This is a genomic window from Vibrio rhodolitus (assembly GCF_003350325.1).
Taxonomy (GTDB): Bacteria; Pseudomonadota; Gammaproteobacteria; order Enterobacterales; family Vibrionaceae; genus Vibrio; species Vibrio rhodolitus.
Genome location: NZ_QLYZ01000023.1, coordinates 14664 through 26830, shown reverse-complemented (window position 1 = coordinate 26830; position 12167 = coordinate 14664). Strand labels below are relative to the sequence as shown.

Genomic DNA, 12167 nt, shown 5'->3' with positions numbered 1-12167 from the left:
CCTATTTTCCCAGCCAATAACTTGAGGTATTTATGGATATCAAATCATTACTAAATCAGGCGCTTAATTCCGATGTGCTTCGCCAAGGGCAACAACAACTTAAAAGTGCCTCAACATCAAATACTCTAAAATCTCTTGGTGCTGGGGCGGTTGGCGGCGGACTGGTTAACCTGTTAATGGGCTCAAAAAAGAGTAAAAAGATCGGTAAAAAAGTCGGCAAAAATGCACTTAAAGTCGGCGGGGCGGCAGCACTTGGCGCACTGGCTTATAAGGTGTACAACGATTGGCAAGGCAAACAAACCACCACGCAAAATGCACCTGAAGCATTTGATGCCAATAACACTATTCATGATCAGTTGATCCTTAAAGCCATGATTGCGGCAGCCAAAGCTGATGGGCATGTCGATCAAGCAGAAATGGCACATATTGAATCTGCCATTAAGCAAGCCGGTGCCGATGAGCAACTACAAGCGTTAATCCATACCGAGCTCAACAAGCCACTTGACCCAAGCTATATCGCGCAATTAGCGCGTACACCACAGCAAGCATCAGAAATCTATTTAGCATCGCTTATCGTGATTGATGAACAAAACTTTATGGAAAAAGCCTACTTGCAGGAGCTCGCAAAACAGCTCAACTTAGCCCCTGAGGTAACCCAGCAGCTCGAACTGCAACTTAATAGTTAACCCAGTTGAGCAAGATTGCAGCAAACCTTAGTCTGAATTGAGTTAGCTCAAGTGCTATGTTTTATCTAGCTTTGAACTTGAGTAATAGAAGCAGTATAGTGAGATAAGTTCTCATTTATAGTGGATGTAATACGATGAAAGTATACGATTGTTGTGATTTAGTACGTGAGCTTTACGCGCAGATTGGCAGTGGCGATCAGGGCTATATTCCTCAGGCAATTACCTGTGCAGTGCGCACGCTAAACGAAATTGCTGCTGATACTAATCTAGATCTGCAAGTTCGTGAAAAAGCGGCTTTCGCAGCAGCTAACCTACTAATCTCAGACTTTGAGGACTAAGCATGGATCTGAGCAAATTTGAGAGCATGGACCCAATCATGCTGATGAGTATCGTCAACTTGAAGCTGCGTGATGACTTCGCTGGCGATCTGGACGAGTTGGTTAAGTTTTTTGATATTGATCGCCAAGCACTAGAAGCAAAACTTGCGACCGCAGGCTTTGAGTTTTTACCTGACGCTGGGCAGTTTCGCTAAACTCATTCAAAGATTTACTGGATAAAAACAAAAAACCGCCGATAGGCGGTTTTTTTAGATTCAGATTTTGTCAGCGATTAGAAATCGTCTTCATCTTCTTCGTCAGCTTCTGCTGCTAGTGCTGCTTCGCTGCGACGACGCATTGCTGCTGCTTTACGCTCTGCTGCTTCACGCTCTTGACGCTCATTGCGCTCCGCACGTTGATCCGCTTTACGCTCGTTGCGTTTAACTTGGTTCTCAACGAATTGTGCTAGCTCTTTTTCAGCCCACTCTTGTGCAAGTGCTTCTGTTTCAAAACCTTGTTCACGCTTTGATACTACTTGCTTACGAGAAGTTACTTGGCGAGTGATCTCTGCACACCAACCGTTACGTTTTTCTGATACGCGAATTGCAAACTTTTTACTTGTGGTCATAGTCTTTGCTCTAATGAATTATTAACAATGACTTCGCCTGCTGCATTCCCGCTCAGCTAAGTCGATCATTCCCCTCCTTTGGGGCGGCGTATTAGAGCACAAACCGCGCGCTCAATCTAGCCATGCGCCATTTTTCTTACGCTAACTCACGACGCAACGAGTCAGAAAAATAAAGAAAAGCCGCCGTCGCGAGTGCTTCGGCGGCTAGTTTGCTAGCGGTTACTATCAATAGTTAACCAATCTCACAACCAAATAAAAGTCTGGAGTTGAGAGTTAAGAATTGAGAATCAATAACTCAGAATCAAACTTAACCTAGGTTCTTACGCGCATTCTGGAACATACGCATCCAAGCACCATTCTCACCCCAGCTCTCTGGATGCCATGAGTTTGCCACAGTGCGGAATACACGTTCAGGGTGCGGCATCATAATCGTTACACGACCATCTTGAGTAGTTAGACCCGTGATAGCGTTTGGTGAACCATTCGGGTTATTTGGATATTGCTGTGTTGGCTTACCAAAGTTATCCACGTAGCGCACCGCAACCGTTCCTGATGCTTCAAGCGCCGCAAGATGTTGAGCATCACGTACTTCAACGCGACCTTCACCATGCGATACCGCGATTGGCATACGTGAACCAGCCATACCATCAAAGAACACTGAGTCCGACTTCTGTACTTCAACCAAGCTAAAGCGCGCTTCGAAGCGCTCAGATTCGTTGCGTACAAAGCGAGGCCATAATTCAGCGCCTGGGATCAGCTCTTTTAAGTTAGACAGCATCTGACAGCCGTTACACACACCGAGAGAGAAGGTGTCTTGACGGTTAAAGAAGCTTTCAAACTGCTCACGAGCTTGTGCGTTGAATAGAATCGACTTCGCCCAACCTTCACCAGCACCTAATACGTCACCGTAAGAGAAGCCGCCACACGCAACTAAACCGTTACATTCATCTAGTACCGCTTGCCCACTAAGAATATCGCTCATATGCACGTCAGTGGCTTCAAAGCCAGCGCGATCAAACGCGGCTGCCATTTCTACATGCGAGTTGACACCTTGCTCACGCAAGATTGCCATTCTTGGCTTGCTACCTTTAGCGATGTAAGGCGCGGCAATATCCTCGTTTACATCAAAGCTCAGCGATACATTCAAACCTGGGTCTGAGTTATCTTTTTTCGCCGCAAATTCTTGGTCCGCACAAGCTGGGTTATCGCGTAGCGCCTGCATTTTATGCGTAGTTTCCGCCCAGATAGTGCGTAGTTCAGTACGAGAACGCTCAAGCACAATTGCATCACCAGAGGTAATCGTGATCTTGTCAGATGCTTCCACCTCACCAATCACATGTGAACATGCCTCAAGACCATTGGCTGCCAAAGTCGACAGTACCGCATCAAGATCCTCGTCTTTAACCTGTACCACCGCACCAAGCTCTTCATTAAATAGCGCCGCAAGCACATCATCACCAAGCTCAGCAACGTTAGCTTTCACGCCGCAGTGACCAGCAAATGCCATCTCTGCCAAAGTAACAAACAGACCACCATCACCTTTATCGTGATAAGCCACCAGCTTATCGTTACGAACCAGAGACTGCATCGCATCGAAGAAGCCTTTTAGCTGCTCAGCGCTATCTACGTCTGCAGGCTTATCACCCAACTGCTTGTAAACCTGTGCCAGTGCCGTCGCACCCAAGCGATTTTTACCGTTACCTAGGTCGATAAGAACCAGTGAAGTGTTACCTAGTCCCTCAAGGTTGTCTGGAGTGCGAAGTTGAGGAGTCACCGTCTTACGTACATCTTCTACACGACCAAAAGCAGTAATGATCAGCGACAGTGGTGACGTCACCTCTTTATTTTCGCCATTATCTTCCCACTTGGTCTTCATCGACATTGAATCTTTACCCACAGGGATAGTAAGGCCCAATGCAGGACAAAGCTCTTCACCCACCGCTTTTACGGCTTCGTAAAGACCGGCATCTTCACCAGGGTGACCCGCAGGAGACATCCAGTTAGCCGACAGTTTAATGTGTTTAATATCGCCAATATCGGTAGCAGCAATGTTAGTTAATGACTCACCCACTGCAAGACGGGCTGACGCGCCAAAATCAAGCAGAGCCACTGGTGTGCGTTCACCCATCGACATCGCTTCGCCGTGGTATGAATCGTAACTTGCTGCTGTCACTGCGCAGTTAGCAACTGGCACCTGCCACGGACCAACCATTTGATCACGCGCCACCAAACCGGTTACCGAACGGTCACCAATGGTGATTAGGAAAGTTTTTTCTGCTACGGTCGGTAGACGCAGTACACGCTCAACCGCATCGTTGATTTCAATGCCATCACGGCTGATCGCTGGGCTATCCACTTTTAGCGTCGTTGCATCACGGTGCATCTTCGGCGGCTTACCAAGCAGAATATCCATTGGCATATCAATTGGTGTGTTATCGAAATGCGAATCTTCTAGAGTTAGATGACGCTCTTCTGTCGCTTCACCAACTACTGCATATGGTGCGCGCTCACGCTTACAGATGGCATCAAATACTGCCATGTTTTCTGGCGCAACTGCCATTACGTAACGCTCTTGCGATTCGTTACACCAAATCTCAAGTGGGCTCATGCCCGGCTCATCGTTTGGTACATCACGCAGCTGGAATTTACCGCCACGCTCACCATCATCAACAAGCTCTGGTAATGCGTTAGAAATACCGCCCGCGCCCACATCGTGGATAAAGGCAATCGGGTTTTGCTCTCCAAGTTGCCAACAGCGGTCAATCACTTCCTGACAGCGGCGTTCCATCTCTGGGTTTTCACGCTGCACGGATGCAAAGTCTAAATCTTCTGCCGATTGACCCGATGCCATTGAAGATGCTGCACCACCACCAAGACCAATGTTCATTGCAGGACCGCCCAGCACGATTAGCTTCGCGCCAACTGGGATCTCTTTCTTCTGCACGTGCTGATCACGGATATTACCCAAACCACCAGCAATCATGATCGGCTTGTGATAACCACGAACTTCTTCACCAGCATGTGAAGTCACTTTTTCTTCGTAAGTACGGAAGTAACCGAGTAGGTTTGGACGACCAAATTCGTTGTTAAATGCCGCGCCACCCAGTGGACCTTCTAACATAATGTCGAGTGCGTTTACGATGCGTCCTGGCTTACCAAAATCGGTTTCCCATGGCTGTTCAAAACCAGGAATACGTAGGTTTGATGTAGTAAAACCTACCAGACCCGCTTTTGGCTTACCACCGATACCTGTTGCGCCCTCATCACGAATTTCACCGCCTGAACCGGTCGAAGCACCTGGCCATGGCGATATTGCGGTTGGGTGGTTATGAGTTTCAACCTTCATTAAGATGTGCGCATCTTCGTGATGGTAGTTGTACTGACGAGTTTGTGGATCTGGGAAGAAGCGACCAACTTTAGACCCCACCATTACCGCTGCGTTATCTTTGTATGCTGATAACACGTGATCTGGCGTTGTCTCGTAAGTGTTTTTAATCATCTTAAACAGCGACTTCTCTTGCTCGACGCCATCGATAGTCCAATCTGCATTAAAGATTTTATGACGACAGTGCTCTGAGTTCGCCTGAGCAAACATCATCAGCTCGATATCATTTGGATTACGACCGAGCTTAGTGAAGTTCTCAACTAAGTAATCAATCTCATCTTCAGCCAGCGCGAGACCTAGGGAAACGTTTGCTTCTTCAAGCGCAAGACGACCGCCCGCTAAGATATCAACATGCGCCACAGGAGCAGGCTCAGATACCTTAAATAACGCATCGGCCGCTTCAAGTTCGGTGAACACCGCTTCCATCATGCGATCATGAATAAGTGCTTTCACAGCGTCGATTTGCTGCGCCGAAAGCGCAACTGACGATTCGATATAATAAGCCGTACCGCGCTCTAGACGTTTTACTTTGTCTAAACCACAGTTACGTGCGATATCAGTCGATTTTGAAGACCAAGGCGAAATCGTGCCTGGACGTGGCGTCACCAACAACAGCAGACCTTGCGGCTCGTGCTCTTCAATGGTTGGTCCATAGGTGAGAAGCTTCTCAAGTTTATCTAATTCAGACGCATCTAGATCAGCGTTCAAATTAGCAAAGTGCATAAACTCTGCGTAAATATCGTTCACAGGCAACTGCTGTTCACGGCAAAGTTCTAGTAGTTTGTTAACACGAAACTCGGAAAGAGCTGGGGAGCCACGCAAAATTCTCATGTGCTTAGGTCTCTCTGCAATTGATTAAGGTGATATTGGAATAAATTCAGATAGTTAACTCAGTAACCACTGACGACCCATACCAATTTCACCTCGGGTTGCGGGCGCATTATAAAGGATTTATTTTTGTGATGTAACACCAAAAGCAAACGTTTGCTTTATTTTTTTGTCAAATTTGAAATACAACCCCTTGCTGCAAATTCCAGCATGGCTCACCACCCCTGATGGCACCTCGCTTGCAACGCTCTGCAGTAGCTCAAACATCCACACAAAATTTTTTCTCATTGGGCAGAAAAACTTAGCCACCCTCGCGAACACTTCAGCTTTACTTTGCCTTGACCGCCTACTCTGATATAAATGCGGTACATGAAGTACGAGAAACTATGAATGAGTAGCCAATTTCTAATTAAAGCACGCACATACATCTTACTTGCCCTTAGCACACTGTTGCTGGCTGGCTGTCAGATTGAGTCTGCGCCAAAGAGCGATCTCGACCAAATTCGTGAACGCGGCGTATTGCGTGTCGGCACATTAAATAACCAACTTTCATACTATATTGGTCCTGATGGTCCTGCCGGTTTGGACTATGAAATCGCACGTCAGTTCGCTGAAGAGCTGGGTGTGCGCCTTGAAATGAAACCTGTCTACCAAATCTCGAACCTTTATCCTGCCTTGGAAAATGGCGAGATTGATATTATTGCCGCTGGGTTAACTCAATCGCCTGAGCGTATCAAACGCTTTAGACCCGCACCTGCTTACTATTACGTTAGCCAGCAGTTGATCTATAAAAAAGGTCAATGGCGTCCACGTAACCTTGAACAGCTACTGAAAAAACAAGCCGAGCTTATCGAAGCAAATAATGCCGAGCCAGTGATCACCATTGTGGGTGACTCTCACTTCAATCAAACTCTGAGTAAAATCAAAAGTGATCACCCAGAGTTTCAATTTAAAATTAATCAATCTGCCGATGTCAGCGATCTACTGAAACAAGTCTCAGAAGGTAAAATCCTCTTTACCGTGGCAGATTCAGTTGAAGTGTCACTTTCACAACGTATCTACCCCGATGTGGCAACCGCATTTGAGCTAACGGAAGACCAACCAATTTCATGGTTTTTACGTCGTTCAGACGATGAAAGCCTGTATGCCATGGTGATTGAGTTTTTTGGACACCTAAAGCAGTCAGATCAGTTGGCGCAGTTGGAAGAGAAATACATCGGTCATATCGGTAGCTTTGACTATGTCGATACCCGTGCCTTTATCCGCGCACTGGATAACAAGCTGCCTAAATGGGCACCTTTGTTTAAAGAGTATTCTGAAGAGTTTGATTGGCGCTTGATTGCAGCACTGGCGTATCAAGAATCGCACTGGAACCCGATTGCCCGCTCACCAACTGGGGTACGAGGCATGATGATGCTTACACTGCCAACAGCGAAAAGTGTCGGTGTGACTAATCGACTCGATCCTGAGCAATCGGTGAAAGGCGGGGTTGAATACTTGCGCCGCATGGTTGCCCGAATTCCAGACTCAATTAATGAACATGAGAAAATTTGGTTTGCGCTGGCTTCTTACAATGTGGGCTATGGCCATGTTATGGATGCGCGCCGCCTAACGAAAAAGCAAGGTGGTAACCCAGACCAATGGTCTGACGTTAAAGAGCGCTTACCGCTGCTGCGCCAAGCGAAATACTATCGTCAAACCCGCTATGGTTACGCTCGAGGTGATGAAGCACGTAATTACGTTGAAAATATCCGCCGTTATTACCAAAGCATCATCGGGCATATTGAGCAGCAAACACCAGATGAAGGTGAAGTCGATATCAATGATTTAACTGTGATTGAAATCGACCCGCAAATGCTTTCAGGGGCAGAGAGCTCTCTCTCTGGTGCTGTTGAAAGCACACCGGAAAATGCCGAGAAAACTGACCAAGCAAACGATAAAACCAACTAAAACACTGGTTTCATATCCTAAATCAAGGGAAGTCTCGATTTATGCAGATTTCCCTTGAATTCTCCCCGTAAAAGCAGAGATACTCACTGCCCTTTCAGAGTTGATGGCTAAACAGCCATCAACTCTGATGATAAAAATCCAATGAAATCTACCTAAGCAACCTAAGTTGCAAAGGTAAGCAGCTAATTCTCATCGCAGTTTGGGTGGGAATTTTTCGGTTTTAACCGGTATGCAATTCGTATAATTTGGAGGTTGTTTTATGCGAAAACGTAGCATGCAATCAAAACGCCTAAAAAAGACTGTTGCCGCTAACCGCCGTAAACGCAAACTAGCAAACAACAAGAAAAAGGTGATTGCTCGCCATCGTGCATTTGTGCAATTGTCTAGCCACTAATCGAATACCAATCAGGATAAGTAAGTGGTCAGAAAATTGCGCAAGGAAAATCGCTTAGAACTAGGCGCAGATTGCCGCTAACTAGTGATTCTAATTACAAAATCTGCAACAACGTTATCAGCGATTTTAATCAGCAAGAATGCTCAAAGACTTATGCTGTTTGGTATAATTCGTGGTTTAGCAAGAAGTTAGCAAACATAGCTCTATGTTTGCTAACTAAGATCTACTCACGCAAGCTTGCTAGCTAATGTTTACTAACTAAAAACTAGCTATTCTGTTCTTTATTGCCCTTTTCTTGCTTCAACGCCTTAATTTCTTTACGACGACGTTTGAAGAAGGCTTGCAACTGCTCACGACACTCATCTTCCAATAAGCCACGTTCAATGGTTGCATAGTGATATGCTGCCTGATGCTCAAACAGATTCAACACCGTCCCTGCCGCACCCGCTTTAAGATCTGGCGCGCCAAATACAATCCGTTTAACACGGCTATGCAGCAAGGCGCCAGCGCACATTGGGCAAGGCTCTAGCGTGACATAAAGGGTCGTGTCTAATAGGCGGTAATTCTCTAGCAATTGTCCTGCTTTACGCAATGCTTGCACTTCCGCGTGCGCGGTCGCGTCATGACGACCAATCGATTGATTCCAACCTTCTGCAATCACTTCGCCATCTTTTACCAATACTGCCCCAACAGGGACTTCTCCTTCTTGCTCTGCTTGTGCGGCAAGCGTCATGGCGCGGCGCATAAATTGCTCATCGAGTGCGGAAAACTGCTGATCCAAACTGGGCTCCCTATATAAAACAGGTAAAATTGATAAAAAAATAGGTATGCCGCGAAGCATACCTAAGATTAGGTCTATTGCACAACTGAAGTAAAACTTAAGCGAAGCTAAGATTATGACTCGGCCGCTTCAAGAACGACAGGCGTTGCTTTCACGCGCATAATACGGTTGTGCTCAACCACCAGCACCTTGAATTGCCATTGTTGGTAAGTAAACACTTCACCTTGTGTTGGCAAACGCCCTGCATGCCAAGTTAACCAACCATTGAGGGTTTGGAAGCCTTCTTCTTCGCCATCAATTTCCGCCAGATCGAGACGGTTTTTCAGCTCACTGATCGGGATAAGCGCATCTAATTCCCAACCATTGTCAGCAGGCTCTGCCCATAGGTCATTAGGGTTATTCGATAGTTCACCCGCGATCGCTTCAAGCACGTCATAGTGGGTCACGACACCTTGAATATCGCCATACTCATCAACAATGAACGCCATCTCAGAGCCAGACTCTTTAAAGTAAGTGAGCAGTCGCAAACCTTTCATCGACTCAGGAATGTAAACCGGCGCTTTACATAGACCAACAATCACCTGAACACTTAGGTTATTGGCTTGGTTGAGTAACGCTTTGGCTGTTACGGTACCAACCATCTTATCCATATGCCCTTGGCAGACAGGAAACACGCTATGTTTTGTGCTGCGCAAGCGCTTTAGAATCTGGTCAATTGGCTGGTCAATATCGAGGAAGTCGATATCACGGCGTGGCGTCATCAGCGAACTCACCAAGCGATCATCTAACTGCAGGATGTTACGGATCATCTCTTGTTCACCCTGCTCAATCGCACCTGACTCAGAGCCTTCGCGCACAATGGCGTGAATATCATCTTCAGTCACGCTGTCTTCTTGGTTTTTCTGTCCCAGCAGCTTAAGCAGAGCTTCAGTAGACCATGACAGAAGCCATACAAACGGCGTGGTGAGCTTTGATACCCAGTAGATAGGCAATGCCACTAATACCGCAATCGTCTCAGCCTGAGACTGCGCAAAGCGTTTAGGCACCAGTTCACCAACTACAATCGCAAAGTAAGTAATGCCGACAACTACGATAAGCGTGGAGAGCACGTTTGCTTGTTCAGCGGACAAGCCCCAAAGTTCCATTTGCTGTGCCAGCGGAGCAGAAAGAGTCGCTTCACCGACAATACCGCTTAGTAGACCAATGACCGTGATACCGATTTGAATGGTAGAAAGGAAACGTGTGGGATTTTCCTTGAGGTTAAGCGCGACTTGGGCGGCTTTGTGTTTTTCCGCTAAGCGCTTTAATCGACTTGTTTTTGCAGCAACCAATGCGATTTCTGACATCGCAAAAAGACCGTTTAATACAATTAACCCTACTAAAAGCAGAATTTTCATAAATTTTTATTTTCCAGGAATAACGGCATTTGCCGCCGAATTGCAGTGTATAGCGAGTCGCAGATAAAAAAAAGCCTACCCGTGTGGGTAGGCTTGTAACCATTTATGTCGCTTACATAGTGTAAGTGTATGGCGCTTGTACACCTAGAGGAATACCAAGCATCCAGTAAGCGATTAGGAAGATTGACCAACCAATTAGCATCGCGATAGAGAATGGCATCATTAGAGACGCTAGCGTACCGATACCTGTCGACTTCACGTAACGCTGACAGTAAACAACCACAAGTGGGAAGAATACCATTAGTGGTGAGATGATGTTCGATACAGAGTCACCCACGCGGTATGCCGCTTGAGATAGCTCAGGAGAGATACCTACAGCCATTAGCATTGGCACTAAGATTGGACCAATTAGCGCCCATTTCGCTGAAGATGAACCGATCAGTAGGTTTACAGAAGCCGTTAGCAGGATCATACCCACGATGGTTGCTTCACCAGGAAGGTTCATCGCTTTTAGACCTTCAGCACCGTATAGCGCAAGCATAGTACCGATGTTTGACTGTGCAAATGCAGATAGGAACTGTGCACAGAAGAACGACATTACGATGTAAGCACCCATAGTCGACATTGTTGTCGCCATCGCTTTGATGATGTCGTTGCTGGTCTTGAATGTGCCAGACACTTTACCGTAAACGTAACCTGGAATGATAAACAGGATAAAGATTAGCGGTACGATAGACTTCATTAATGGCGCAGAGAACGCTGTGATTTCGCCTTCAGGAGAACGTAGCGCTGATGTTTCAGGAATGATTGCCGCGATAAGTAGCGCAATACCTGCCATCATTGACCAACCCGCTGCGCGGAATGCTTTCGATTCTTCTTCAGTAAAAGTACCTAGATCCGGTGCTTTTTCTGCATCTTCGTCAATCGGCGTGCTCGCTAGGCGAGGCTCGATGATTTTCTCAGTTACATACCAACCGATAAGGATGATGACTAGAGAAGAAAGACCCGTAAAGAAGATGTTTGCTAGTGGGTTAACAATGTAGTCAGGATCTAAGATCTGAGCCGAAGTTTGCGTGAAACCAGCTAGTAGTGGATCGATGCCTGATGGGATGAAGTTTGCAGAGAAACCGCCCGATACACCCGCAAATGCAGCAGCAATACCCGCTAGAGGGTGACGACCCGCCGCGTGGAAGATGATACCACCTAGAGGAATAACCAGTACGTAGCCCGCGTCTGCCGCTGTGTGCGATACGATAGCCACAAGGATTAGCATTGGCGTTAGCAGTTTAGCTGGCGTCACGTTCAGCATCTTCTTAAGACCTGTTGTGATAAAGCCAGAAGAGTCTGCAACACCAACACCTAGCATCGCTACCAGTACGATACCTAGTGGAGCAAAGCTAGTGAACGTTGTCACCATGTTTGCTAGGAAGCTTGCTAGCGCTTCACCAGTTAGAAGGTTACTTACCGTTAGAGCATCACCAGTACGAGGGTTGATTAGATCGAACGTCACGTTCGACAAAAGAGCTGATGTTACCCATGTAATAATTAGAGCCCAGAAGAACAGGATCGCTGGATCTGGAATTTTGTTGCCGACGCGCTCAATCGCGTTTAGAAAGCGATCCATACCACTCGGCTTTGGTGATGGTGCTTTATTTACAGCTTGGTTACTCATGGTAATTCCATATGTGATGTTGTTTAGTCTGACCTGTAAAAATAGTTATAGCGGTCTATATCCAATCGAGCATTTTATTAAATACATCACACAAAAGCACATACCCCTACAGAAAAAAGCACATTTAGA

General features: G+C 46.5%; 10 protein-coding genes. 5 read left to right on the top strand and 5 right to left on the bottom strand.

The genetic code is table 11. The annotated features are described in order from the left end of the window. Positions 1-32: 32 nt before the first annotated feature. The 3 genes from DPF93_RS18040 to DPF93_RS18030 all read left to right on the top strand — a co-directional run bounded on the left by DPF93_RS18040 (position 33) and on the right by DPF93_RS18030 (position 1218). Positions 33-686 carry a tellurite resistance TerB family protein gene (locus DPF93_RS18040; RefSeq protein ID WP_114767468.1) on the top strand — a complete coding sequence of 218 codons (654 nt, stop codon included), beginning with the start codon at positions 33-35 and terminating at the stop codon, positions 684-686. Positions 687-820: 134 nt separating this feature from the next. Continuing rightward, positions 821-1024, top strand: a complete 204-nt coding sequence (locus DPF93_RS18035; protein WP_114767467.1) for a YaeP family protein — start codon at positions 821-823, stop codon at positions 1022-1024. A gap of 2 nt (positions 1025-1026) precedes the next feature. Next, positions 1027-1218 (top strand): DUF4250 domain-containing protein, encoded by a 192-nt coding sequence (locus tag DPF93_RS18030; RefSeq protein ID WP_075651754.1) that lies wholly within the window; start codon positions 1027-1029, stop codon positions 1216-1218. Between the two features lie 77 nt (positions 1219-1295). Here the strand turns inward: DPF93_RS18030 and DPF93_RS18025 are convergent, their stop codons facing one another. Continuing rightward, on the bottom strand, positions 1296-1631 hold the full coding sequence (locus tag DPF93_RS18025; protein ID WP_075651752.1) for a DUF3622 domain-containing protein: 336 nt from the start codon (positions 1629-1631) through the stop codon (positions 1296-1298). 307 nt (positions 1632-1938) lie between these two features. Further along, positions 1939-5847 carry a phosphoribosylformylglycinamidine synthase gene (gene purL, locus DPF93_RS18020; protein WP_114767466.1) on the bottom strand — a complete coding sequence of 1303 codons (3909 nt, stop codon included), beginning with the start codon at positions 5845-5847 and terminating at the stop codon, positions 1939-1941. A gap of 387 nt (positions 5848-6234) precedes the next feature. Here purL and mltF point away from each other — a divergent pair, with 387 nt between their 5' ends. Both mltF and DPF93_RS21540 read left to right on the top strand, forming a co-directional pair. Continuing rightward, positions 6235-7794 (top strand): membrane-bound lytic murein transglycosylase MltF, encoded by a 1560-nt coding sequence (gene mltF / locus DPF93_RS18010; RefSeq protein ID WP_114767464.1) that lies wholly within the window; start codon positions 6235-6237, stop codon positions 7792-7794. A 259-nt stretch (positions 7795-8053) separates the two neighbouring features. Then, positions 8054-8188: a hypothetical protein gene (locus tag DPF93_RS21540; protein ID WP_279628078.1), complete on the top strand. Its 135-nt coding sequence runs from the start codon at positions 8054-8056 to the stop codon at positions 8186-8188. Positions 8189-8453: 265 nt separating this feature from the next. Here DPF93_RS21540 and tadA read toward each other — a convergent pair whose 3' ends face one another. The 3 genes from tadA to DPF93_RS17995 all read right to left on the bottom strand — a co-directional run bounded on the left by tadA (position 8454) and on the right by DPF93_RS17995 (position 12038). Next, entirely contained in the window at positions 8454-9029 is a 576-nt protein-coding gene (tadA, locus tag DPF93_RS18005; RefSeq protein WP_114767463.1) for a tRNA adenosine(34) deaminase TadA, read from the bottom strand. Between the two features lie 53 nt (positions 9030-9082). After that, entirely contained in the window at positions 9083-10366 is a 1284-nt protein-coding gene (locus tag DPF93_RS18000; RefSeq protein ID WP_114767462.1) for a hemolysin family protein, read from the bottom strand. 112 nt (positions 10367-10478) lie between these two features. Next, positions 10479-12038 carry an AbgT family transporter gene (locus DPF93_RS17995; RefSeq protein ID WP_114767461.1) on the bottom strand — a complete coding sequence of 520 codons (1560 nt, stop codon included), beginning with the start codon at positions 12036-12038 and terminating at the stop codon, positions 10479-10481. Positions 12039-12167: the final 129 nt, after the last annotated feature.

Excerpts from the sequence above, each read along its gene's own strand:
- mltF (WP_114767464.1), top strand. The coding sequence starts at position 6,235 with ATGAGTAGCCAATTTCTAATTAAAGCACGCACATACATCTTACTTGCC.
- DPF93_RS18040 (WP_114767468.1), top strand. The coding sequence starts at position 33 with ATGGATATCAAATCATTACTAAATCAGGCGCTTAATTCCGATGTGCTT.
- DPF93_RS21540 (WP_279628078.1), top strand. The coding sequence starts at position 8,054 with ATGCGAAAACGTAGCATGCAATCAAAACGCCTAAAAAAGACTGTTGCC.
- DPF93_RS18000 (WP_114767462.1), bottom strand. The coding sequence starts at position 10,366 with ATGAAAATTCTGCTTTTAGTAGGGTTAATTGTATTAAACGGTCTTTTT.
- DPF93_RS18035 (WP_114767467.1), top strand. The coding sequence starts at position 821 with ATGAAAGTATACGATTGTTGTGATTTAGTACGTGAGCTTTACGCGCAG.
- DPF93_RS18030 (WP_075651754.1), top strand. The coding sequence starts at position 1,027 with ATGGATCTGAGCAAATTTGAGAGCATGGACCCAATCATGCTGATGAGT.
- DPF93_RS17995 (WP_114767461.1), bottom strand. The coding sequence starts at position 12,038 with ATGAGTAACCAAGCTGTAAATAAAGCACCATCACCAAAGCCGAGTGGT.
- purL (WP_114767466.1), bottom strand. The coding sequence starts at position 5,847 with ATGAGAATTTTGCGTGGCTCCCCAGCTCTTTCCGAGTTTCGTGTTAAC.
- DPF93_RS18025 (WP_075651752.1), bottom strand. The coding sequence starts at position 1,631 with ATGACCACAAGTAAAAAGTTTGCAATTCGCGTATCAGAAAAACGTAAC.
- tadA (WP_114767463.1), bottom strand. The coding sequence starts at position 9,029 with ATGCTTCGCGGCATACCTATTTTTTTATCAATTTTACCTGTTTTATAT.